Source organism: Selenomonas timonae (genome assembly GCF_014250475.1).
GTDB lineage: Bacteria > Bacillota > Negativicutes > Selenomonadales > Selenomonadaceae > Centipeda > Centipeda timonae.
In genome coordinates this window covers 1,734,670-1,759,520 of the sequence record NZ_CP060204.1, presented here as the reverse complement: position 1 = coordinate 1,759,520, position 24,851 = coordinate 1,734,670, and the positions used below count along the sequence as shown (strand labels likewise).

Sequence of the window (24,851 nt, the reverse complement as noted above, 5' to 3'; positions counted from 1 at the left end):
TCAATCATTTACATAGTGACTGAAGCTGCCGATCACAAGCTGCGGGAACTCCGCGTGAAGCGCCTCCATAAATCCCCTCGTGCCGACGGGTGCACCCTCTGCCTGCGGCATCGTCTGCAAGAAAATCGTCGGGTCAATGTTCAGATTCCGCATCTGTATCATCTGAACGGGCAGAACGCGAAAGAATTCCTGCCACGCTGCAAGCTCTTCCACACGATCCGTAAAGCCCGGGAAGTGCAGGAGGTTCAGCGAGACGTAGACGCCGTGATCGAGCGCGTAACGGAGGGATTCCTTTACGTTGTCCAACGGATAACTTGCGCGATAATATGCATCATAGCTCTCGTCGCGTGCACTGATGATGGAGACGCGCAGGGAGTCGAGTCCCGCGTCCACAATCTTCCGCATTCCTGCGGGAAAGCCCGCGTTCGAGTTCATATTGATCTGCCCGCGCTGCGTCACGGCACGAATCCTACGAATTCCCTCGGCAATCCGATCCGCCGCAAGTGACGGCTCACCCTCGCAGCCCTGCCCAAAGCTGATGATGCCGTCGGGTGCAATGGAGAGATGGTAGATGCCGACCTCGGCAATCTCCTCCGGCGTCGGCGAAAATGTAATGCGCTCCTGCGGCGAGGGACAGCACTCCGAGCTCTGCAGCGAGATACATCCGAGACAATTCGCATTGCATACAGGCGATGTCGGTACGCCGCACTCCCAACGCCTGTAGAAGAGATTCTGCGCCGTCAGGCAGTGATAGTTCAGCGAGCAGTTCCCGACCTGCTCCACAATGCGGTTATGCGGCAGCTCCTTCATCGTGCGACGCACGAGTTTTTTGAGTTCCTTTCCGTTGTAGTTGGCAGGATCCCATTTCTCGTTTTCATCCGTATAGACGGCGGCGACGCAGAGCTGCCCGCGATGGGAGACGACAGCGGTATATCCGTAGAGCGGCAGCGGCGCAGCGCCCTCCATGCGGTCGAATGCGGGCAGATGCGTGCGCGTATAGCCCTGCGGGAGGATTGCCGCGACCGCCGTGCCCGCGATGCGCTTCTCCGTGCCGTCAGCGCCCTGCCCTGTAGCCAGATGATCGGGCATAAACATGAGATCGGCGCTCTCGGGAAGAGGAATCAGATCGTCAGGACGGAGCGGAAGATTGGACGAACCAATGCGCCCCATCCCACGCACGCCCTCTGCCTCGCAGATGTTTCCGCGAAGGTCGGCGTAGACCGCCGTGATCTCACTCCGCTGTGCACGCTTCGCTGCTTTCGCCTTCATGACTCTCCTCTTGTTTTCGCGCCTTCTTCTTGTGCGGATTGTAACGGTTCATCGCGAGCTCCACGCCGTCCGTCACAATGCACTCCACGGCGGGCAGGAGATAGCCGATCGCCTCGCGAATTTTCGGCGCATCCTCCGCAAGGAACGGCGCAAGCACGTGGTTGATGACCGTCCACCCCGCAGGCGGCCGCCCGACACCGATGCGGACGCGCGCAAAGTTCTCGCCACCGACGTGTGCAATGATAGACTTGATGCCGTTGTGCCCGCCCGAGCTGCCCTTTTTCCGAATGCGCACCGTCCCCGCAGGGATGTCCATGTCATCGTGAACGACGGTCAGATCGTCCGCCGCCATCTTATAGTAGGAAAGCATGGGGCCGATCGCCTCGCCACTGTTGTTCATATAGGTGAGCGGCTTGACGAGAAAGACCTTCTCGCCGCCAATGCGCACCTCTGTGACAGCCGAAAAAAAATCTTCCTTCCATGCGGGCGCGTTCAGCCGCTCCGCGAGCGCGTCCACGAGCATAAAGCCGACGTTGTGCTTCGTCTGGGCATACTCCGCGCCGGGGTTGCCGAGCCCCGCAATCATCTTCATGATTTACTCCTTCGTCGGATCGCCGATCAGGAAGAGATAGGCGAGCACAATGATACCGAGCGCGATGCGGTACCAGCCGAATGCCGTGAAATCATTGCGTTTGATATAGCGCAGGAGGAACTGGATCGAGAGGATGGAGACGATGAATGCCGTAACCATGCCAACGCCCAGAATGACAAGTTCCGTGCCCGAGTAGTTCCATCCGAATTTGACGAGTTTCAAAAAGGATGCGCCGAACATGACGGGAATCGCGAGGAAGAAGGTGAACTCCGTCGCAACGTAGCGGCTCGCACCGAAGATGATGCCGCCGAGGATCGTCGCGCCTGAGCGGCTTGTGCCCGGCACAAGCGAGAGCACCTGAAACATGCCGATGATGAACGCCGTGCGGTAATCAAGCGCAGAGAGGGCGTCCACACGCGGCGTGCGGCGCTTGTTCCAACGCTCCACCACGATGAAGAGCACGCCATAGAGAATTAACATGGAGGCGACCACGGGCGCATTCATGAAATGCTCTTCCATATATTTATTGAAGGCAAGTCCAATCACGGCTGCGGGCAGACAGGCAACGATGACCTTGCCCCAGAGGTCGAGAGTTGCGCGGCGCTCCGCCTGCGACTTGCTGCTCAGAAACGGATTGAGCTTCTCCGCATTCAGCACGACAACGGCGAGAATCGCCCCGAGCTGAATGACGACGAGGAACATATCCATGAACGCCGTCGACACATCGAGACGGATGAACTCATCGACGAGGATCATATGCCCCGTACTGGACACGGGCAGCCATTCCGTCAGACCTTCCACGATGCCGAGAATGACGACCTTCACCAATTCTACCAATGCAATATCCACTGTAAATATACGCCTCCTGTGAGTTTCTCAGTAAAATCCCGCCTATTATAGCACACTTCTCCGCTTTATGCACAAAAAAGGCTGCCGAAGCAGCCCTTGATTTGTGATTATAGTCTTACACGAGCCCGTGTGCGAGCATAACATCCGCAACCTTCGAGAACGCAGTGATGTTTGCACCTGCGACGAGATCGTCGGGGTCAGCGTAGAGCTCCGCATTCTTCTTTGCATCGCGGTAGATGTGGCTCATGATCTTGCGGAGGCGCTTATCAACCTTCTCAAACGTCCACTGACGACGCTCGGAGTTCTGCGACATCTCGAGTGCCGAGACTGCAACGCCGCCCGCATTTGCCGCCTTTGCAGGAGCAAAGAGAACACCGTTCTTCTGGAAGTACGCAATCGCGTCAAGCGTGGACGGCATATTTGCGCCCTCGCCAACCGCCTGCACGCCGTTTGCAACGAGCAGCTTTGCAGACTCCAGATCGATTTCGCTCTGCGTTGCGCACGGGAGCGCGATATCGCATTTCACCGACCATACGCCCGTGCAGCCCTCGTGATACTCTGCATTCGGATGCGTGTCCGCATACTCCTTGATGCGCGCACGACGGACTTCCTTGATGTCCTTGAGCGCTGCGAGATCGATGCCGTCCGGATCGTAGATGTAGCCGTTCGAGTCGGAGCAGGTGACAACCTTTGCGCCGAATTCCTGCGCCTTTTCGATCGCATAGGTCGCAACATTGCCCGCGCCGGATACGACGACCGTCTTGCCCGCAATGTCGATGCCCTTTGCCTCGAGCATATCCTGCACAAAGTAGAGGAGTCCATAGCCTGTCGCCTCGGTACGCGCAAGGCTGCCCCAGTAGTCCGTGCGCTTGCCCGTGAGGACGCCTGCGTCATAGGAGTCGCGGATGCGCTTGTACTGGCCGAAGAGATAGCCGATCTCGCGGCCGCCGACGCCGATGTCGCCCGCAGGAACGTCCACGTTCGGGCCAATGTGGCGATAGAGCTCCGTCATAAAGCTCTGGCAGAACTTCATGACCTCGTTGTCGGAGCGACCATGCGGGTCGAAGTCCGAGCCGCCCTTGCCTCCGCCGATCGGAAGTCCCGTCAGTGCATTCTTGAAGACCTGCTCAAAGGCGAGGAACTTCAGAATGTCGAGCGTGACGCTCGGATGGAAGCGCAGACCGCCCTTGTAGGGGCCAAGCGTGCTGGACATCTGAACGCGGAATCCACGGTTGACCTGAATCTCGCCCTTGTCATCCACCCACGGCACACGGAACGAGATGATGCGATCCGGCTCGATCATGCGCTCGAGGATCTTGTGCTCCTTGTACTCGGGGTGCTTCTCCAAAAGGGGAACGACGGATGTCAGAACCTCGGATACCGTATTCTTGAAATGCGTTTGATCGGGGTCGCGCTTCGACACCAGATCGAGAATATCATTTACATACTGCTTCATGTCAGACATTATAATTCCTCCCTCTGTTTGTTCGGTGCCCTTCATCGAACGTGACTGAGTATAGCACACGGCACAAAGGTTTGTATAGGGATTACAGTCATGAATACAATATGCAGTGGAAATACAAAAAAGAAGTGCCGATTGCGGCACTTCTCCAAAATTTACAGGTGATAGGGTTCTCCCCTGCTGATCTTGAACGCGCGGTAGATCTGCTCCATAAGAAAGAGTCGGATGAGCTGATGCGGGAGCGTAAAATGCGAGAACGAAAGGCGCAGATCAGCACGTCTCCTGACCTCATCTGCAAGCCCAAAGGGACCGCCGATCAGAAAGGCGATATGACTCCGCCCGCCAACGGTGAGTGTGTCAATCTTTGCCGAAAACTCCTCCGAGGAGAGCTCCGCGCCGCCCACATCCAAGACGATGAGATAGGCGTCCTGCGGCACCTGTGCGAGGAGGCGCTCCCCCTCGCGGCGCAGGATATCCGCCTTTTCCGCAGCGGAGGGCTTTTCCTTCATCCGCTCCTCTGCAATCTCGATCGTGCGCACGTCCGCGTATGGGCGCAGACGCTTCTCATACTCCGCGATTCCCTCGCGCAGATATTTCTCCTTCAGCTTCCCTGCACAGACAACGGTGATCTTCACCGGTCATCCTGCGGCATTTCTTCGAGCGTGACCTCTGTCTTGCGCTTCGTATCGTTGCGGTCGTAGGTCACAGTCACCTTGTCGCCGACCTTGTACGAGGCGATCTTCGTGCGCAGCTCCGCAACACTGTTGACCTCCTCGCCGTCGATCTCGAGGATGATGTCGCCGCGCTGGAAGCCTGCCTTGCCGCACGGGCCGTCGAGCGTCAGGCGGAAGATGTAGACGCCCTTGTCGATGTTCAGCTGATAGCCGTAGCGTGCCGCCGTCGCTGGGTCAAAGACGGATACACCAAGGTACGGACGCGCCACATAGCCCTTTTCGATCAGTTCGTTCACGATGGTCTGCACCGTATTGATCGGGATGGCAAATCCCATGCCCTCGACGGCAGCAGCAGCAACCTTTGCACTGTTGATGCCGATGACCTCACCATCCGCATTGACAAGCGCACCGCCCGAGTTACCGGGGCTGATTGCCGCATCGGTCTGCAGCAGCTTTACACGCTTGTCGCTGACATCGAGCGTGCGGTTCAGTGCGCTGATGACACCAACGGTAACGCTGCCCTGAAACTCAAGCCCGAGCGGGTTACCGATTGCAATCGCAGGCTCACCGACCACAACCGTATCCGAGTTGCCAAAAGTCGCCGTCGGCAGATCCTTTTCATCCACCTTTACCACGGCGAGATCCGTGAATTCATCCTGCCCGATAAGCTTGCCCTTGAGACTGCGCCCATCGGAGAGCGAGACAATGATCTCCTTCGCCCCGTCAATCACATGATTGTTTGTCACGATGTAGCCGTCACTGCGGAAGATCACGCCGGAGCCGACGCCCTCCGTCTCGACAGGGTTGTTGAACCAGTCACGGGCGACCGCCTTGTTCGTGATGCCGACGACCGCAGGGCCGACCGCCTTTGCCGCACGTACGACAGGTGTATTGCGCGCGTCCGAAAGACCTGAAACGTCGACCGTCTGCGCCGGCTTCATGCCGCCGACCGTGTTGTCTGCCGCCGTCCCCATCGAGCAGCCGCCGAAGATGACAAAAGACGCCATGACAGCTGCGGCGACGAGGGCAATGCCCTTGCGCTTCTTGATTCGGATGTTCATAGAAACATCTCCTTTTCACATAATAATTTCTGCCCCGCCCTCCGGCAGACAGCTCTCTATGTCGAGCGTGATGCCGCGTGAGGCGAGGATGTCATTCACCGTATCGCGCGCGAGCGTCGGACGGTTGTTCTCCTCCGAGAGATGCGCGAGATAGACCTTGTGCGGTGGCTTCTTCATACGCGTGAGCGCCCATGCGGCGTCACCGTTCGCAAGATGTCCGCGATTCGAGAGAATGCGCCGCTTGAGCGGCCACGGGTAGCTGCCCTGACGCAGGAGGTCGGCGTCATGATTCGCCTCAAGTACGAGCACGTCCGCCCCCTCCATCGCATCCTGCACCGTCTCGGTGACAATGCCGAGATCCGTTGCCAGCGTGCAGCAGTGCGAGCCTTCAAGGCGAAAGCCGCACGGCTCTGCCGCATCATGTGAGATCGGAAAGGGGCGCACGGTCACAGCACCGATGGTGAAATCATCCGAAATGCGGTGCATGTCCTCCGCAAATGCCGCGCCGCCGTCGATGCCCGCAAGCGTTCCACGCGTGGCGAGGATCGGCACATGGTACTGCTTGGCGAGCGTCCTCAGCCCGCGCACGTGGTCGATATGCTCATGCGTCACGAGCACAGCGTCCAGAGACTGCGGCTCGACGCCGCGCGCGCGCAGCCCCTTTGTGATCCGCGCCGCGCTGATGCCCGCGTCAATGAGAATGCGCGCGCCATCCATCTCCACATAGACCGCATTTCCCTTGCTTCCGCTCGCCAGTACTGCTACCTGCAACGAACATCCCCCTTTCTTTCGCACATCATATTCCTTTTTTCTGTAAATTGTCTGCATATTTTCTTTGACGGGTATGTGATGATTGCAGGAAATGCGAATCTGCGGATCAGCCCTGCGACAGACACAGATCCGAGTGGATTTTTCTCCTACGATGTCATATCATTTTCCCACAAGAGCGCTTCCTGCTCCAACCATATGCCCTCGGCGAGCATGACGCGGATGAGTTCGTGCCACAGGGCAAAATCCTCACGGCAAAGAAGCGCCTTGAGGCGTTTTTTCTGTGCGTCCGTCAAGTTTTGGGCAAAGGCACGATGGGCGCGCAGTTCCTCCACGTCCATCCGATACGGTATCAGATGGGAAAAGAAGTTCTTGCGCAGATATTCAAAAATGCGAATCCCGCCATAGTCCAGATCGCCCCAATGCGCTATATCAGGGGGCTGCATTCTCGAAATCTTCGACAGCAACGCCTGTATGGTGCGATTTGGAAATCCCGCCGTATAGATGAGGAGGTAATCCGCCCCCTCCTGTGCAAGGACCTCTGCATTCGTCAGATTCTCGACCGTCAGGATGGAGGGCGGCAGCGTTTCAATCTTCATTGCTGCTACGGTGTCATAGGTCAGCTCGATCCCGCCCGCAAAGTCGGCAAGCATATACGCTCTTCCATGCAGCGAAAAATCCATGCGCCCTGCAATCCATACTTTCCCATGATGACCCGTGATGCCCGCCATATCCAGATACGCGGCATCTGTTTCACAGGGTTCCTCTGCGAAGCGCCGCAGAAGGATGAGAAGGGGCGTCTCGATGCATCGTTCAAAATACTTGCTGTCGCCAAAGACGCGCTGACTGAATACGCGCTTCGGTATGGCATTCTCCCCCGCAGCGGGAAGTGAGAGGATGGCGCGGATCAGATTTGCACAAAGTGCCTTCTCCTTGGGTAGGAATGCGGGAATCCTGTTCGCGGACAATATTCTATGCGCTTCGTTGCAGCAACGCCGCACCCATACGCCCTTTGCCGCCGCCAGCCGCGAAATCTCAGAACGGTACTCCTCCACGCGCACAAGCGGCATTGTGCGCCCCATACGCTCATAGAGCTGCGCCGCATCCACTGCAAGCAGAATGCGCTCGATCCGTCCCGTGCCATGACGCTCCCACACGACAGAGATCATGCCCTGCCGTTCGAGTTCCTCTGCCGCCGCCTCGATTGCCTCACGCCGATCCGCATCAAGCTCGTCCGCATAGGCAGAGGCAAGCGCTGATTTCCGCAGGCGAAACTGAGGCCGCCGTCCCGCCCCGCCGATGGCAGCGTTGCTGCGCTCGTATTTCTCGAGAAGGATGCTCAGTATCTCCCGCTCATAGTAAGTCCTGCTCTCCGCTTGCCTCATGTGTCATCCCCTTCTCCCACGTCCGCACATCGCCCAATTCATCAGTAAAGCAGTGATTGCCCGCATTTGTTACGATGATCGACTGATCCATCAGGGGGGCAATGGCGGCGAGCTTCTCATCCGGGACGGCGACAATCAGCTGCATGTCCATGCGCTTGATGAGCTGAATGCAGGATTTGATGCGCTCCTCGTCCATTTTATTGAACGCCTCGTCAAAGACGGTGAGGCGTATGGTCTTGTCGTTGTAAATCTGCTGAAACGCGGCAAGGATTGCAATGTAGAACGGCGTCTGCGTCTCGCCGCCCGAGGTCTGCCGCAGAACGCGCGAGTACAGATAGGACTGCCCCGCTGTATCCGTGATGCGGATGTCGTAGTCGAGATAGCGCCGATAGTCGGAGAACTCCTCCTGTTCCTCAGGCGTTCCTTTGACCAGTTTTTCAAACAGCTCCATCGCCTGCTCGTTTGCCGCCGCATCGGTCTCCGCAAAGAGCCCGCCCGCCATCTCCCAATCCGCCGTCATGACCGCATCGTAAAACGGCTTGTACTTCGCGCTGGGCGTGATGAGGAAGCTGTATTTATCCTTGTGGAACTGAAATTGATCGAGCGAATAGTTCAGGTCACGGAATTCATGCCGCGCACTCTCGATCGCTTCGCGCATACTGAAGATGAAATGCGCCTTGAACTCCATCTCCGACTGCGCCAGAGCCTCGCGCGCCTTCTCCTCGAAGGCGGGAATATCCGTCGCCGCAAGGCGTGCGTGGATCTGTGCGTAGTAGGCATGATCGGGGTCATAGACGTGCCCCGTATCGCCGTGTTCCAGCCCGTAGCGCTCGCGCGCGACAAGCAGCTGCTGCCACATATTGTCACGCCGCGTCTCGTTGCCGCGCCGGCTGCTCTCGTAGCTCTGCAGACGCTCCTCCATGCTGCGCTCGCCGTGTGCCTCCTGCATGAGAGCGGCAAGCCGCGCCTCGGCTGCCTCGGACAGCTCCGGATAGGCATCGCGCCACGCCCGAACCGCCTGCCCCGACTCCTCCTCCGCGCGTGCAAGAAGCGGCAGTGCGCGCTCCGCCTGGTCGAGCGCAGACTCGGCACGGGCCTGCTCCTTCGTCGTCTCACTGCATGCGCGTGCCGCCTCCTCTGCGCGCTGACGCGCCTCCTCATAGGCGGCTTTCAGGCGCTCCGCCTCGCTGAGATCCATGCCGGAGAGCTCCTCAGCCATCCGCGCCAGCTCCGCTGCGCAGGCTTCGAGTTCGGACAGGACGCCCAGCTGCTCGGCAAAATCTCCATACCGATGCAGAGGCTCGTGCAGAAGGTCGGCAAATGTCTGCATGCGGCGCGCTTCCTCTGCGAGCGCAGCAAGTCGTTGACGCACCTCCTCCAACTCCCGCTGACGGATCTCTAGCTGACGCTCAATCGCGCCCGCGCCGATGTACGGGATCTCATAGAAGCGCCGTGGTATCTGACGCGCCACAAGACCCTTGTAGGACATACAGCTCTTGGTTGCGGCGCTCCGATACGTTATCATCTCCTGCTCGTCCGCAGCCTGCATAACCGACCCAAGCAGATGGTCAATGCGCGCCTGTGCAAGGGGATTCTTCGCCTGCAGGAGGGCTGCAAGCGATCCGTTTTCCTGTACGCCGAGATACTTTTTCTCTGCCTCCGTATTGACAAGCCCGACGCCGTCGAAATGGCGCTGCTTCTTTTCACGCTCATAGATATGCAGCGCCTCACGAAAGACAGACTCATCCACGAGGAGATCGAAGCGCTGGGTGTTCAGATAGCCTTCCAGTGTATCGCGCCACTCCTCGTCCAGAATCTCCAGCTCCTCGCAGAGCACATAGACCCCGGAGCGTCCCGCAAGCCGCTGCTCCAAGAGCTCCTTGAGCCGCGTCATCTCGGGGCGGTATTTGCGCTGCCGCCGCTTGAGCCCGTCGATCTCCGCGCGCAGTTCCTCCTGCCTCGCTCCGGCTGCCGTCTGCTCCTGTTCCAAGAGGAGTGCGCCGCGCTGCATCCCTGCGCCGATCTCAGCGAGCAGTGTGCCGCCATCGCGCAGCCCCCCTTGCAGCTGCCCAATCTCCTCCGCCCGTACGTCAGCCTCCGCCGCATGTGTGAGTATCTGCGACAGCTCGCCCAAGGATGCCGCCGCGCCCTCCGGCAGCGCATAGAATTCGCCCGCAGGATATGCGGCAAGCGCTGCAATTCGCTCGGATTCCCGCAGCATTTTCTGCTGCAGCTGTCGATGGGATGCTCTGAGCGCACGCTGCTTCTCCTCGCATTCCTTCTGCGCTGCAAGCAGTTCGTCACGCCTTCGCTTTGTATCATTGCCCTGCCACGCGGCATATGCCTCCTGCTGCTCAAGATTCCTGCGCTCGGACAGCCGCTCCTGCTCGTGCATTCTGACCTGCAGCTCATCCACGCGTTCGCGGCAGGACTCTTTCTGCATACGCCCCGCATCCAGCTTTTCCGCCTCGCGCATATGCCTGTAGGACAGGAGGACAAACTCCTGCTCGCATGCGGTATCCCGCCACTTGCAGAAGGAATCATAGTGCTCCTGCAGCGTTTCCAGTTCGTGCTTCTGCGCGCGCAGCCCCTGCAGATCGCGCTCGAATTTCTGATAGGAGTAGAACACCTCGCGCAGGACGTCCAATTTCAGATCGCGCGGGAGGAGGATGTACTCATAGATAAAATCGCGCACCTGATTGATGGGGCGAAAGGCGAGCGCGCGTGAAAAAGCCGGCAAGAAGCGTGCAGAAAGCTGCCCCAGTCGGTTCATCAGGCGCCGCTACCACTGCTTCTTCCCCGTCTCGAAGACGCTGCTGCCGTGTGCATAGCGCCGATGAAATGCCTCCCGCGTATAGAGCGCGCCGTCCTCCCCACGAAACTCGACCTCCGAGAGGGCACGTCGATCGAGCAGGAAGAATTCCTCCTGCAAACTATCATCGCGGAAGACATCGACCACATATCCTGCAAGAAAGGAAACCTTTTTTATATCGTCATAGAATTCCAGCACGATGTAGGAGGTAAATTCATCCGCGCGCAGATACTGTACCCCTTCTGCCTTGATCTTGCCGCGCAGATAGTGCAGCAGCGTCCGCCGTGCTTCCTGCGTCGCCGCCGCGTTGAACCGCGCCTGCGTCTGACTCCCAATGAAGATGTACTGCAGGGCGTCGAGCAGGGTGGACTTGCCCGCGCCGCTGTGCCCCGAGAGCATGGTTGCCGAGCCGAAGGAAATCTCGTCCTCATCGAAATAATGCCAATTAATGACCTTCATTTTCCGCAGCTTCTTCATCGTCCTCCTCCTTTCTCTGCCGATAGATCTCCAGTCTCTTGTGCAGTTCCGACAGCTCCTCCCCGTCGACGGCAAGCACAAGCGTGTGGAAGAGGCGGATGCGTGCCTCCTCGGACAGCTCCCGATCGAGTACATCTGCGAGGCGGTATTGCTTCGAGAGCTGTGTGAGGCGCTGCAGTGCCGTTTTCTTGAGGTCTGGCAGATGGAGTGCCAGATATTTGGCGCGGATCTCTGCGAGCGTGGTCATCGGGAATGTGCTCAGACTCAGCCCTGTACGCTTTTCCTCATAGATGAGCCGCAGTACGAGCAGCCAGATGCTCTCCTCCAACGTCAGGGATCGCCTGTGCGCCATCCCCGTGGAGAGCAGCCACACAATCTCATAGCGCTCGTCCACGCGGAACTCCCATCCGATCACCTGAAAATACTCCACAAGCTCCTCGCGGTAGCGCCGCGCCGCAATGTAGAGTGCGGCATCGTGTTCGCGCGTCAGAAAATTGCACGCCAAAAGCGACTGTATAACGCTCCGGATGCGTGTGCGCTCCTCTTCGTTCAGCAGTTCCAGCTTCATTTTCTCTTCTCCCTGCGCCTGAGCGTGCGGTTGCTGTATCGTATCGTATCCTGCTCGCGTATCTCCTTGTGCTTGCCCAGCCGGTATTTCGCCAGCTCGTCGTGCCCATAGAGATAGACATAGAGCAGCTGCAGGAGGTCGGGCTCCGCCGTCTCACGGAGGATGGTCAGCAGCTCCTCGATCTCCATCGAGCCGCGCTGCCCGAGCACATCCAGAATCCACGCCTCGATTTTCTGCCGCGAGATGCCGCGCGCAACGCGCTCCGCACTCTCACGCCGCACACGCGCACGCAGCTCCTCATCAATGCTGCGCACGGGCGTGGCCGCAGCCGGTTCCAGAATGCGCTTCTTACGCGGTACATAGCGGGATGAGGGTAGGAGCATATCCATTGCTTGCAGACGGAAGAGGCGCGCCAGACCCCCGACCTCGCTTCCCTCCTCGCGCGCCTCGGCTATGGCGAGGAGAACGCCCGCAATCATGCTTTCCGTTCGAGCACTGCCCGCCTGCTGCAAGTACAGCGCACGCTCGTAGGACGCGCGCACATACTGATTGTGGCGACGGTCGATCTGGGCAAACATATCATCGAGTCCCCGATAGATCTCCTCGATCGTCTGCAGCGATGCGTTCATGCGGTATTCCGCAGTCTCCACCGAGTCGGCAAGCTGACGGCGCACGGCATCGTCGCAGAGGGCACGCAGACGCTCCTTGTTCTGCCGTATCTCCTGCACTTCCTGTAGGATGCGGATACGATAGCGCGAGACGTGATCCGAGGTCTTGAGGCGATGATAGCTGCGATCCACAATGTCCGCCCGATATTCGACGAAATGATGAGACAGCACATCCTGCAGACTCGTCTGTGCGGAGACCTGTTCCATCTTGCTCTTGATATTGTTCAGCAGAATGCGCAGTTCCTCGACGAACTCCTCGGCGAGCCGCTCCGCCTCGAGCACAGCCATGCTCGGCTGCGCCTTTGCCGCCTCGCCCGAGAGCACCTGATAGGTCGTAAAGGCAAAGCGCTGGTACTCCACCGCACGCCCCTCGCAGAGATTTGCAAAAAGCCCCCACAAGCGGCTGCTGTAATGTGGGAGCAAAATAAATATTTTGAAGTTTTCACGCTGCTCATAGTCCAGCCAGCCGAATTCCTTCATGCGGCGGATCATGTGATTTGCTTTGGCGCGCGACTCCTCCGCGCCGGCATCCTTCGCCGAAAAGTCCTCATCCTCGTAGGCAACGCCGGCTTCCGCCCAGCTCTCGATGAGCTCCTGGAATTTATCGCGCAGAATCTCCTGCTCGATGCCGAACTGGGCAAGGCGGTACCGCTCGTAGAGGCAGAGTCCCGCCTCCGCATAGATCCGCCGGCATTTCCCCGCCAACAGCCCGAAGAAATGTTCGGGCAGAACATCAAACAGTTCCATTTCCTCACCTTACGTTCTATTCACTTACGCGCAAGTTCTTCCTTCATCTGCGCAATATGTGCCATGATCTCCTCGGAGAAGGTGTCCAACGATTCCTTGCTCTTGCGGTCGCCGTGGAACGAGATCGGCATGCCGTACATAATGCGCAGCTGCGGTATCAGCCCACCGTTTGTAAATATGCGATGCGTGTTCAGAATGGCAACGGGCACAATCGGTGCGCCCGTCATGGCGGCGATGAGAGCGACGCCCGCCTCCGCCTTTTGCAGCTCGCCCGTCTTGCTGCGCGTGCCCTCGGGGAAGAGCCCCAGAACGCGCCCCTCCTTCAGCACCGTAACCGCCGCCTTGATCGCGCCGCGGTCGGATGCGCCGCGCTTCACGGGAAAGGCATGACAGCGGCGAATCGCCGCGCCGAAGATCGGATTCTCGAACAGCTCGATCTTCGCCATGTAGCTGACGGGGCGCTCGATGAGGCTCGCCATGAGCGGCGGGTCGATATTGCTCGCGTGGTTTGCAGCGAGGATGACCGCGCCCTCAGCGGGGATATTCTCACGTCCATAGACGCGCGTGCGGAAAAGGGTATAGAAAATCAATCGGAAGAAATACTGTAAAAATCCGTAAAGCATATCCGCCCCGCCTATTCCGATAGTTCCAAGATCCGCGCGACAACGTCGTCGATGGAGAGCGCCGTCGAGTCGAGCAGCACAGCGTCCTCCGCCTGCCGCAGAGGTGAGATTGTGCGCTCGCTGTCCTGCTTGTCACGGGATGCAATCTCATCTTTCAGCTCATCAAAGTCAACGGCATAGCCCTTTGCCACCATCTCGTCATAGCGGCGGCGTGCGCGTTCCTCCACGGATGCCGTGAGGAAGATCTTCACGTCGGCATTTGGCAGCACATTCGTCCCGATGTCGCGCCCGTCCATCACAACGGCACCGTCCACCGCCATCGCGCGCTGCAGCTCCACCATCTTCTCGCGGACGGGGCCGAGTGCCGCAACGCGCGAGACGATGTGCGTGACCTCGGGCGTGCGGATCTCAGCGGTCACATCCGTGCCGTCGACCGTGACGCGCGTACCACTCTTCGTGCAGGCAAGGCGCACGTCGATATCGTGAACCGCACGCAGGATCGCCTCATCGGTCGCCTCTTTGTCATCCCGCAGGGTTTTCCAGGCAACGCCGCGATACATCGCGCCCGTGTCGATATAGGTATAGCCGAGCTTTTCCGCCACAATCTTGGCGACGGTGCTCTTGCCCGCACCTGCGGGGCCGTCAATCGCAATCACACGCTTCATAAAGATCCTCCTTTGCTCAGACGCTCCATCTCGGAGAAGAATGCCGGATATGAGATATTCACGCTGTCCGGCTCCTCGATCCGAACGCCCTCCGCCGCCACGCCGAGGACGGCAAGCGACATTGCCATGCGGTGATCGCCCCAGCTGCTGACCTGCGCCTGACGTATCTCAGTTTTTCCGTGGATGATGAGCCCGTCCTCCTGCTCCTCGACGCTGCCGGGCGCGAGCTTTTGAAACTCCTCGGCGATTGCGTGGAGACGGTCGGTTTCCTTCACACGCAATTCGCCCGCGCCCGTGATGACGGTATCGCCCTCGGCAAAGAGCGCGGCGACGGCGATCACGGGAATCTCGTCGATGAGGCGCGGCATGATCTCCGCACCAAAGGAGATGCCGCGCAGGGACGCCGACGCGACAATGATGTCCGCCACGCGCTCCCCGCCGCTCGTGCGCTCGTTTTCGAGCTGAATATTAGCGCCCATCTCTGTGAGTACGTCGAGAATGCCCGTACGCGTCGGATTGATGCCCACATTTTTCAGCAGGAGTCGGCTGCCCTCGATGATTGTACCTGCGACGAGGAAGTACGCTGCCGAGCTGATATCCCCGGGCACGGTGATTTCCTCGGGCGCACGATAGCCACCCTCCTCCACGGGGAATAAAGTAACGTTCGTCCCTGTGCGCTCCAAACGCACGCCAAAGCCCGCGAGCATCTGCTCCGTATGGTCACGCGATACATATGGCTCTGTCACGGTAGTCGGTGCATCAGCATAGAGCCCTGCAAGCAGAATTGCAGACTTGACCTGTGCACTCGCAACAGGGCTCTCATAGTGGATGCCGCGCAGCTTCTCTCCCGTCGGTACAATCGTAAGCGGGAGGTTGTTGTTTGTATTTCGCCCGTAGATTCGTGCGCCCATCGCGGAGAGCGGCAGGAGCACGCGCCCCATCGGGCGGCGCGTCAGCGATGCGTCACCGCAAAATGTCGAGAGGAAGGGCTGCGGAGCGAGCAGTCCCATCATGAGGCGCAGAGTCGTCCCGGAGTTGCCCGCATCGAGCACCGTCATCGGCTCGGTCAGACCGTGCAGCCCCTTCCCCGTAACGATCAGCTCGTTCTCATTCAAAAACTCCACATCCACGCCGAGCGCGCGCATGACGCCGACCGTCGAGAGGCAGTCCGCCGCATGGAGAAAATTCCTGATATGAACGGGCGTATTGCCCAGCCCCGCAAACATGACGCTGCGGTGCGAGATGGACTTGTCGCCCGGAATCTCGACCTCGCCCTGCCAGCCGTGCCGCACGGGCGCAATCGTTTGAATCTCTGCCATTCACTTGTCCCCTTCCAAATTCCAAACGCTGTAAGAACCGGCGGCATGTCCCATCGAAAACGCCGCCTGTAAATTGTAGCCGCCCGTATGCGCATCCACATCGACCAGTTCGCCGACGAAATAGAGATGTTTCACAAGTTTGGACTCCATTGTGCGCGGATCGATCTCTCGCGTCGCAACGCCGCCCGCCGTCACAATCGCCTCTGCAATGGGACGCGTCCCCGTGACCCGCAACGCCAGCGCCTGCAAGGTGTGTACGAGACGTTCCCGCTCCTTGGCGGAGACCTGCTGGGCGGAGCGCTCGGGCGAGAGGTCTGCCGCATTCAGTACGGGATCGATCAGGCGCTTTGGCAGGAGATCGATCATCGCATTGCGGAGCTGCTTGCGCTCGTACGTTGCAAAGTCGCGCTCCACGCGCTCGCGCAGCTTCTCGTGCGTCAGTGCGGGTTTCAGATTCAGCCGCAGCTCGAGCTCCTCCTGTCCCGCCGCAAGGAGTTCCGACGCGCGTCGACTCAGCTGCAAAATAATGGGACCCGTTACGCCGAAATGCGTGAAGAGCATCTCCCCGAAGAAGTCCTGTTCCTTTCTGCCCGCATGGTAGAGGGTCGCGCGCACATTGCGCAGCGAGAGCCCCTGCACATCCTTCACCCACGCATCACTTGTCACGAGCGGGACAAGCGCGGGGAAAATCTCCGTCACCGTGTGCCCCGCCGCACGTGCAAGCGCATAGCCGTCACCCGTCGAGCCCGTCGCGGGATAGGAGGCGCCGCCCGTCGCGAGAATCACGGCAGCCGCCTCGATCTGTGTGCCGTCCGCAAGTCGGACACCACACACACGACCGTCCTCGATGATGAGTTCCGTCACCGCTGCATTCGTCCGAATCTCGACCTTTTGATCGTGCAGATGGCGCACGATAGCATCCACCACATCGAGCGCACGGTCGCTCACGGGAAAGACACGATTGCCACGCTCCGTCTTGAGCGGTACGCCCAGACGCTCAAAGAACGCCATGACATCCACATTGTCAAAGGCGCGCAGACTGCTGTTGAGGAATCTGCCGTTGCCCACAATGTTTTTGATGATGTCAGGAATCTCGTCTGCGCTTGTGACGTTGCAGCGTCCCTTTCCCGTAATCATCATCTTGCGCCCGACACGCGGCATCTTCTCGAGAAGCAGAACGCTCCCGCCGCACTCTGCCGCTGCCGCCGCTGCCATCATGCCGGCAGGTCCCGCCCCCACCACAATGATTCTTTTCACGCTCTGTCACCCCCGCAATTTCACGAAGCTCCCGAATCTCCTCTGCCGTCAGATGACGGAATGCCCCGCAGGCAAGTCCTCTCAGCGTCAGCTGCGCGAATCGCACGCGCCGCAGGGAGACGACACGGCAGCCAATCGCCGCAAACATACGGCGCACCTGACGATTGCGCCCTTCGTGAATGATCGTCTCGACCACCGTGCGTCCTTCCTCTGCCCTGAGGATTCGTACCCTTGCAGGAGCAGTCATGCCGTCCTCGAGGAGAATCCCACGGCGCAGCTGGGCAAGCCCCGCTTCTGTGACTTCCCCGACAATCTCCGCATGATATGTTTTCGTGATCTCAAAGCGCGGATGCAGGAGACCCTGCGTCATCGCGCCGTCATTCGTAATGAGGAGCAGCCCCTCCGTATCTGCGTCCAATCGTCCCACGGGATAGAGACGTGCCGAAAAGTCGGGCAGGAGGTCGAGCACGGTCTTGCGTCCCCGATCATCCCGTGCTGTCGAGAGATAGCCGCGCGGTTTGTTGAGGAGGATGTAGTATTTCTGCTCTTCCGCCCCTATTCGTACACCATCAACGGTGATCTCGTGCTGTGCGGCATCGTATTTCGCGCCGAGCTCCGTCACAACAGTACCGTCCACCGCCACGCGCCTCGCACGAATCATTTCCTCTACTGCTCGTCGTGACGCCACGCCCGCATGGCTGAGGATCTTCTGCAGTCGTTCTTCCATATCGCTCCCTATCGCACCTTGACAGCGCTCTCGCCCATAAGCGCCGTAAGAGCCTGACGCACCGCCGCCGAACCGTCAATCCAGTAATTTTCGTGCAGCGGACGCCAGCTCCCGTCACTGCGGACATAGACGGGATGATCTCCCGGGTGTGCGGCAAAGAGCTCCTGCATCTGCGTCCACAGCGTACGGCGGTCAGCATCGGCAGACGGAATCAGATAGAAGGAGGAACGATATTCGCTCATCCGCCAGATCTGATCGGCGAGCAGCTTCGGCTCCTCGCCCGTCGTATCGACATGCCCCTCCACGACGAGAATCATATCCGTCTCCAAATCGGACACGTGCGCATAGAAGACACGCGGAAACACCGTTAGTTCGATCTTGCCGCTGAAATCTTCAAGCTCCGCGAAGAGCATGGTGTCGCCCTTCTTCGTCGTAAAGCGCTTCGTACTCGTCAGTATGCCCCCGATCCGCACGAGCTGGCGATCCCTCTTTACCGTGTTCGGAATTTCGCCGATGGAGAGGAGCCCGCCGAGCGTATCGCTGTAATCGTCGAGCGGATGTCCCGTGATGTAGAAACCCGTCGCCTCCTTCTCCCATGCCAGGCGCTCACGCGCAGTGCTCGGCGGAACATCGGAGGGTATCTGAATCTGATGAACCTCCTCCATCGTGTCCTCCCCAAAGAGGCCGATCTGCCCGCTCATGAGATCGCGCTGACGGCGCGCTGCATCCTGCATCGCGGCATCAAGCGCCACAAGCATCTGATTGCGCTCCGTGCCGAGGCTGTCAAACGCGCCGCATTTGATGAGGCTTTCGATTGCGCGCTTGTTGACCGTACGCATATCGACGCGCGCGCAGAAGTCCACGAGCGAGCGGAACTGTCCGCCCTCCGCGCGCACGCGCTCCATGCTCACAATCGCATTCTCGCCGACATTGCGCACGGCGGCAAGCCCGAAGCGGATCGCGCCATCCTCGATGCCGAATGTCGCCGCACTCGAGTTGATGTCGGGCGGCAAAATTTTAATCCCCATCTGGCGGCAGAGCTGAATGTAGACGGGAATCTTGTCCGTCTTGTCCATAATGCTCGTCAGAACGCCTGCCATGAACTCGACAGGGTAATGCGCCTTGAGATACGCTGTCTGCCATGCAAGCAGTCCGTAGGCAGCGCTGTGAGACTTGTTGAACCCATAGTCCGCAAAATGCGTCAGGAGGTCAAAGATATGGTTCGCAAGCCCCGCCTCAATCGCATTCTTCGCGCAGCCCTGCAAGAAGATCTCCTTCTGCGCCATCAGGAGGTCGTGCTTCTTCTTCCCCATCGCACGGCGCAGGAGATCCGCCTGACCGAGGCTGAATCCCGCGAGCACCTGCACAATCTGCATAACCTGCTCCTGATAGAGTACGACGCCGAACGTCTCCTTGAGGATTGGCTCGAGCAGGGGGTGCATGTAGACGACCTCTTTCTTCCCGTGCAAGCCGTCGATGAAGTCCGTCACCATCCCACTGCCGAGCGGCCCCGGACGATAGAGCGCAACCGTCGGAATGAGATCGACGAAGCCCTTCGGCTGCAAGTCCTTGACGAGATTCGTCATGCCCGCTGACTCCATCTGGAAGACAGCTCCTGTATCTCCATCACACAGCATTTGTGATGTTTTCTCATCGACAAGTGGTATCGCATCAACATCCAGTTCAATCCCATGCGATGTACGTATATGACGCACTGTATCTGCAATAATGGTGAGGGTACGCAGCCCCAGAAAGTCCATCTTGAGCAGACCGAGTGCTTCCACATCGTCTTTGTCGAACTCCGTAACAAGCGTGCCCTCAGAGACCCAGACGGGCACCTGACTCGACAACGGATTCTTCGCAATCACAACGCCCGCCGCATGGATGGAGGTATTGCGCGGTAACCCTTCAATTTTGCGCGCGAGGTCGATCACTCTAGCGACGTTCTCGTCCTCCTCGTAGGCACGGCGAAAATCCGCGGACTCCTTGAGTGCGCGCTCCAATGTGATATTCAACTCTGCGGGCACAAGCTTCGTGATCGCAGAGACCTCGCTGAACGACATTTCGAGGACGCGCCCGACATCGCGAATCGCGCCCTTCGCTCCCATCGTACCGAAGGTGGCAATCTGTGCGACATGGTCGTCGCCATAGCGCTCCTTTACATACGAAATCACCTTCCCGCGGTTGATATCGTCAAAGTCGATATCAATATCCGGCATGGATACGCGTTCCGGATTGAGGAAGCGCTCAAAGAGGAGCGCATACTGCAGTGGATCGATATTCGTGATCTCGAGGAGATAGGCGACAATGCTGCCCGCTGCCGAACCACGCCCGGGACCAACGGCAACGCCGTGCTTCCGCGCGTAGTTGATGAAGTCCCACACGATGAGGAAGTAGCTCGCATATCCCATGTCGCGAATGACGCCAAGCTCATAGGAGAGGCGCTCGCGAATTTCATCCGTGACATCCGCATAACGCGCAGAGAGGCGCTCCTCACAAAGTGCACGAAGATACGCGTCGTCGCTCTCATAGGGCGCGGGCAAGGGATAGAACGGGAGCTGCAGTTCTCCAAAGGTGAAATCCACCTGACAGCGCGCAGCAATCTTCGCCGTGTTCTCAATCGCCCCCGGATAGTCCGCAAAGAGCGCCGCCATCTCCTGCTCCGATTTCAGATAGTAATCGGGACCCGAAAACTTCATGCGGTCAGGATCGTTGATGGTTCTCCCTGTCTGCACACAGAGAAGAATGTCATGAAATTCGCTATCGTCTGCATGGACATAGTGCACATCATTTGTTGCAACAAGGCTAATCTCATGTTTTTTCGCAAGATCACGAATCGCATGGTTGACTGTCTTTTCCTCAGGCAGACCATGATCCTGTATCTCGAGAAAGAAGTTCTCCCGACCGAAGATCTCCACATATTCACGGACGAGCACGTCCGCCTGCTCCATATTCCCGCGCAGGATTGCCTGCGGAATTTCCCCCGCCACACAGGCAGAGAGCGCAATAATTCCCTCGTGGTATTTCCGTAGCAGCTCCTTGTCCACACGCGGCTTATAATAATATCCCTCGATATTTGCGAGGGATATGAGCTGCACCAGATTGCGGTAGCCGGTTTCATTTTCGGCGAGAAGGATTAAATGGTAGTAGCGTGTGCCGTCCACCTCCGCGCGCTCCTGCCGCATACGCGGCGCGAGATAGACCTCGCAGCCAATGATGGGATGGATGCCCTGCGCCTTTGCTTCCTTATAGAATCGGACAGCACCGTACATAACGCCGTGATCGGTCATAGCGACTGCGTCCATGCCGAGCTCCTTCGTGCGCCGAACAAGTTCCTTGACACGGCTCGCACCGTCGAGCAGACTGTACTCTGTATGCACATGCAGATGTGCAAAGGCCATGCTTCTCCTCCCTTCCGTTCATTTATCTCGTCAAGTCTAAATTTTCGATGCGCAGAATTTCTCCCAGATTTCCTGATATAGGTTTTCCAAGTCTTCCATATAGCCTTGTACGTTCATCAGGGGCGAGCGCTTCATATTTGCGCGCAGTCCCATATGGTACGCCTCGATCAGCTTTGGCGACTCTGCAAGTTGAACCGCGCGTCGTACATAGTTGATGTCGTTCTCCGCAACGAGCTCGCGTACGCCCGCATTTGTCAAAATGGAGGCACCGAAGCGGGAGCCGTGCGTACGCCCGCGCAGCGAGATGACAGGAACCCCCATATAGAGCGCTTCGCACGTTGTCAGACCGCCGTTATAGGGAGCGGTGTCGAGCGCGATGTCAATGTCCCGATACTGCTCGAGGTAGTCCGGACTATACGGACGAAATTCCACGCGTGTAAGATCATAGTTCAGCAAGGAGAGGCGGTGCTTGGCAAAATTGAGCCCTGCGTCAATGCTTGCGATCTTCCCCTTGATAATGAGCTTCGAGCCCTTAACAGATTCGAGAATTCCACGCCATAGGAGCAGGATTTCATCCGTAACCTTGGCAAAATTATTGAAGCTACCAAACGTCACATAGCCGTTCCTGCGCACGGGAGTCTCATACCCCGCCTCAGGCATTGCACGGATCTCCTCGGGCGCATAGCAGAGGTGGGAGTGCGGCATGCGCAGAATCCGCTCGGTAAAACCGACCTCTGCCGCGCGGTCACCCTTGGGAATGCAGATCTCATCGGAGAGGAAGTAGTCAATCACGTGCAGTCCCGTCGTATTCGTATAGCCGATCCCCGAAATCTGAACAGGAGCAGGACGGTACGCCATAATCGGCAGTGCGTTGTCTTGCGAATGTCCAGACAAATCCACCAATACATCAATCTTATCCTCTGCAATGAGTCGTGCCGCCGTCCGCGGCTGGCGTCCGCGCAGATCACGCCATGTGACACGACGTGTGCGGAAACGCTCCGTCACGGCATCGCTCCTGCCCGTTGCATAGCAGAACACCATGAACTGCTCGCCGTCAAAATGACGCAGCAGAGGCGTCAGGAAATACGAGACAGCATGCTCACGAAAATCGGGCGAAATATACCCAATGCGAAGTTTTCGCTGCGATGAACGTACGATATTGTCATGCACATAGGGCTGAACATCTATGAGACTGTCATAGTATTCCGCCTTGATCCGCCCCTCTTTCGCTCCGAGATGGCGATAGTTGCGCATGAAGAGATACTTGCTGTAGAGCTCCGCTGCTTCATCCGCCTCATCCGCAAGACGACTGGACATAAGGAGTTCATGAGCCGCCCCCTTTGCCTCTCCCGCCAGGTAGAGCGCATCGGCAAGCCATCCGCGTGCACGCTTCAGCATCTGATGATAGATTGCGTAGGAGAGATCCTCCTCGCCAAGCACCTTCGCCTTGCAGCTCAGTTCCTCAATCAGATCTGCGAGCAGCGGTATCTCGTCGTCCAGACGAAACTCCAGCGCCGCAAGTCCGGCCTGCACCATGCGGGCACGCGGATGGCGCGGCTGAACACTCAGTACCTTTGCAGCAAGCTCCTCTGCCTCGTCGATTCGGCCACTGTAGAGCGCCACTTCGGCATTGACGGCCATCGCGTCAATATCCCCCTCCATCAGGCGATCCACCTCCTGGGCACAGGCGCGCATTCCTTTCAGATCGCCATCGGCAGAGAATTTCGTTGCAAGCCTCAGCCAGTTGAGCTTTTCCTCCGCCGCGTGTTCAGCCTTTGGCGGCTGTTCCTGCATAAACGAAAACCTCCTTTCCACACAATTTATTCAAACCTCGGGGTGTAATTCTGCACCGTACTCATGCAGGAAAATCTTTTGATAGCGCTTGTACTCAGGTGCGAGCGGCTTCTCGCGTGGACAGTGAATGCACCAGAAGTCCTCCTCCTGATTCGGTACAACCACTTTAAAATCATGCCGCTGCATCTCCATGCACATCGAGGTGTCATAGAGATGCCAGCCTGTAAACAGATCCTCCCGCCAGCGGATGTCGTACTGCGTGGCGAGGAAGAGCCCATCCACCGCCTCCACGTCGATGTATGCGCCATCCGGCTCCATGCAGTGCGAATCCACAACGCTCTCAGGCTCGCAGTGATGGAGGACTCGCCCGTACGTGCGCAGTCCGTCCCACCAGACACCCGAGCGCGGCAGACTGCGGCAGCCGATCATACCGATCAGCCCGACCGTCTCGTCCGCAAAGATAGAAAGCAGATCCGCGATAAGATTCTTATTGACGACGAGCACATCCTGATGCAGATATACCTTGTATTTCGCATTTGTTGCACGCACCCCCTCGTTATAGCCTGCACACATGGATGCGGCATTCCGTACTGGTACGTAATCCACTGTCATCCCATCGGGAATATGGAGCGACTGTAAATACAAAAGACACTCACTGTATACATCCTCATCGTTGACACAAGTGATGAAGGCGACTCTATTCCGATCCAGATCCATCTTCTTATCTCTTTCCATTGGACATATCTCTCTGCATGCTGCGATAGCACTCTCGCTCGATCGGATCAACGCTCTCCATCGCACTCGCATCCATCATCTCGTAAATAAAATCACCCCGCCCATTTGCCTCCTCTAATATCCGCTGATAGAACGACTCTGTATGGACAACAGTCTCACGCACTAATGAAGATAGATATGCGGGAAACACCGCAAGGCGATCCACCATATCCCACAATCCGCACACTGATGCCGCACTCTCCACATCGTACTCAATCCGATGAATGAGACGTACAATGCGCTCACGTTCAGCCGACGTATACATGGATTTCAGCAGGGAAAGCTCTGGCATGGAACGATCCGCACGCACGAGATAGAACTCTGTCTCCAGATCATCCTGCTCGTTTTCAAAGCCTGCTGTCACGAGACGTTCAATCAGATCTTTCGGCGCTTCACGCTGCTGCTGACGCACGCGGACACTTTTATAAAACGAGGCATAGAGAAGATTTTCAAACTCACGTCTGGCGTAGAGACGGGAAACTATATTGTAATAATGTCCCTCCATCAGATTTTGGAGCACAGACCAATGCCGAATATTGCGGAAGCTTGTGAGAAGCGCCCCCGTCTCCTTGAGAAACATGGAAAAACCCGCAGCAATATCCTGCGGATTGTCGGCGTTCTCAAAGGTAAGATCCGAAATAATATAGTCAAAGAATCCACGCGTATAGGGGAGCGGCACCACAAGATAGTCCAGAATCTGCCAGTGAACCTCTGACAGCTCATCAATCTCCGCCTCGTCCGGCTCAGCCGCAACGACATAGAGCTCTGCCTGCGGAAACATCCTGCGCAGCTCATGCAGATACGTCAGACTCTCAATCACCAGAATGCGCAGATGTGCGGCATTCGGCTTTAGAAAGGCGAGCAAATCAGGACGGATTTTTTCAGCCAAGTGTTGCCCCTCCATTTTGTAATAATATCTCTGCGAACAAAGACCTTTTTATTATATCACAAAATGTAAA

At 57.9% G+C, this 24,851-nt stretch carries 20 protein-coding genes and 1 pseudogene; all 21 read right to left on the bottom strand.

All coding sequences use genetic code 11. The features are described from left to right. The 21 genes and pseudogenes from H1B31_RS08515 to H1B31_RS08420 all read right to left on the bottom strand — a co-directional run bounded on the left by H1B31_RS08515 (position 1) and on the right by H1B31_RS08420 (position 24,781). Complete coding sequence (locus H1B31_RS08515; protein WP_185979999.1) at positions 1-1,269, bottom strand: radical SAM family protein; 1,269 nt, start codon at positions 1,267-1,269, stop codon at positions 1-3. Beyond that, positions 1,232-1,861 carry an aminoacyl-tRNA hydrolase gene (gene pth / locus H1B31_RS08510; RefSeq protein ID WP_185979998.1) on the bottom strand — a complete coding sequence of 210 codons (630 nt, stop codon included), beginning with the start codon at positions 1,859-1,861 and terminating at the stop codon, positions 1,232-1,234. Before pth ends, H1B31_RS08515 begins: the two co-directional genes overlap by 38 nt. Before the next feature lie 3 nt (positions 1,862-1,864). After that, entirely contained in the window at positions 1,865-2,710 is an 846-nt protein-coding gene (locus H1B31_RS08505) for an undecaprenyl-diphosphate phosphatase (RefSeq protein ID WP_009440295.1), read from the bottom strand. A 115-nt stretch (positions 2,711-2,825) separates the two neighbouring features. Next, positions 2,826-4,175, bottom strand: a complete 1,350-nt coding sequence (gdhA, locus tag H1B31_RS08500) for an NADP-specific glutamate dehydrogenase (RefSeq protein ID WP_185979997.1) — start codon at positions 4,173-4,175, stop codon at positions 2,826-2,828. Positions 4,176-4,327: 152 nt separating this feature from the next. Further along, positions 4,328-4,807: a 23S rRNA (pseudouridine(1915)-N(3))-methyltransferase RlmH gene (rlmH, locus tag H1B31_RS08495; RefSeq protein ID WP_009440297.1), complete on the bottom strand. Its 480-nt coding sequence runs from the start codon at positions 4,805-4,807 to the stop codon at positions 4,328-4,330. Beyond that, complete coding sequence (locus H1B31_RS08490) at positions 4,804-5,907, bottom strand: S1C family serine protease (RefSeq protein WP_185979996.1); 1,104 nt, start codon at positions 5,905-5,907, stop codon at positions 4,804-4,806. The genes rlmH and H1B31_RS08490 overlap by 4 nt, the downstream gene beginning before the upstream one ends. 15 nt (positions 5,908-5,922) lie before the next feature. Beyond that, on the bottom strand, positions 5,923-6,735 hold the full coding sequence (locus H1B31_RS08485) for an MBL fold metallo-hydrolase (protein ID WP_185979995.1): 813 nt from the start codon (positions 6,733-6,735) through the stop codon (positions 5,923-5,925). An 89-nt stretch (positions 6,736-6,824) separates the two neighbouring features. Further along, on the bottom strand, positions 6,825-8,060 hold the full coding sequence (locus H1B31_RS08480; protein WP_185979994.1) for a Wadjet anti-phage system protein JetD domain-containing protein: 1,236 nt from the start codon (positions 8,058-8,060) through the stop codon (positions 6,825-6,827). Next, positions 8,029-10,833 carry an SbcC/MukB-like Walker B domain-containing protein gene (locus H1B31_RS08475; protein ID WP_226372095.1) on the bottom strand — a complete coding sequence of 935 codons (2,805 nt, stop codon included), beginning with the start codon at positions 10,831-10,833 and terminating at the stop codon, positions 8,029-8,031. The genes H1B31_RS08480 and H1B31_RS08475 overlap by 32 nt, the downstream gene beginning before the upstream one ends. A gap of 9 nt (positions 10,834-10,842) precedes the next feature. After that, a complete protein-coding gene (locus H1B31_RS11480; RefSeq protein ID WP_226372094.1) occupies positions 10,843-11,349 on the bottom strand; it encodes an ATP-binding protein in 507 nt (168 codons plus the stop codon). Beyond that, the gene (locus tag H1B31_RS08470; RefSeq protein WP_185979993.1) at positions 11,318-11,917 is read right to left on the bottom strand and encodes a DUF4194 domain-containing protein; all 600 of its coding nucleotides are present in this window, start codon (positions 11,915-11,917) and stop codon (positions 11,318-11,320) included. Before H1B31_RS08470 ends, H1B31_RS11480 begins: the two co-directional genes overlap by 32 nt. Continuing rightward, on the bottom strand, positions 11,914-13,332 hold the full coding sequence (locus H1B31_RS08465; protein ID WP_185979992.1) for a Wadjet anti-phage system protein JetA family protein: 1,419 nt from the start codon (positions 13,330-13,332) through the stop codon (positions 11,914-11,916). The genes H1B31_RS08470 and H1B31_RS08465 overlap by 4 nt, the downstream gene beginning before the upstream one ends. Positions 13,333-13,352: 20 nt before the next feature. Next, positions 13,353-13,955 (bottom strand): lysophospholipid acyltransferase family protein, encoded by a 603-nt coding sequence (locus H1B31_RS08460; protein ID WP_185979991.1) that lies wholly within the window; start codon positions 13,953-13,955, stop codon positions 13,353-13,355. Positions 13,956-13,966: 11 nt separating this feature from the next. Next, a complete protein-coding gene (gene cmk, locus H1B31_RS08455) occupies positions 13,967-14,620 on the bottom strand; it encodes a (d)CMP kinase (protein WP_009440307.1) in 654 nt (217 codons plus the stop codon). Next, the gene (gene aroA, locus H1B31_RS08450) at positions 14,617-15,939 is read right to left on the bottom strand and encodes a 3-phosphoshikimate 1-carboxyvinyltransferase (RefSeq protein WP_185979990.1); all 1,323 of its coding nucleotides are present in this window, start codon (positions 15,937-15,939) and stop codon (positions 14,617-14,619) included. Before aroA ends, cmk begins: the two co-directional genes overlap by 4 nt. Next, positions 15,940-17,196 (bottom strand): BaiN/RdsA family NAD(P)/FAD-dependent oxidoreductase, encoded by a 1,257-nt coding sequence (locus tag H1B31_RS08445; RefSeq protein WP_185979989.1) that lies wholly within the window; start codon positions 17,194-17,196, stop codon positions 15,940-15,942. It abuts the gene before it with no gap. A 106-nt stretch (positions 17,197-17,302) separates the two neighbouring features. Then, positions 17,303-17,923: pseudogene (locus H1B31_RS08440) on the bottom strand (pseudouridine synthase); the annotation flags it as partial. Positions 17,924-17,931: 8 nt separating this feature from the next. After that, the gene (locus tag H1B31_RS08435) at positions 17,932-21,324 is read right to left on the bottom strand and encodes a DNA polymerase III subunit alpha (RefSeq protein ID WP_185979988.1); all 3,393 of its coding nucleotides are present in this window, start codon (positions 21,322-21,324) and stop codon (positions 17,932-17,934) included. Between the two features lie 36 nt (positions 21,325-21,360). Next, complete coding sequence (locus H1B31_RS08430) at positions 21,361-23,118, bottom strand: O-linked N-acetylglucosamine transferase, SPINDLY family protein (RefSeq protein WP_185979987.1); 1,758 nt, start codon at positions 23,116-23,118, stop codon at positions 21,361-21,363. Between the two features lie 30 nt (positions 23,119-23,148). After that, positions 23,149-23,853 carry a glycosyltransferase family protein gene (locus H1B31_RS08425; RefSeq protein WP_185979986.1) on the bottom strand — a complete coding sequence of 235 codons (705 nt, stop codon included), beginning with the start codon at positions 23,851-23,853 and terminating at the stop codon, positions 23,149-23,151. Then, positions 23,840-24,781 carry a hypothetical protein gene (locus tag H1B31_RS08420; RefSeq protein WP_226372093.1) on the bottom strand — a complete coding sequence of 314 codons (942 nt, stop codon included), beginning with the start codon at positions 24,779-24,781 and terminating at the stop codon, positions 23,840-23,842. Before H1B31_RS08420 ends, H1B31_RS08425 begins: the two co-directional genes overlap by 14 nt. Between the last annotated feature and the right edge of the window lie 70 nt (positions 24,782-24,851).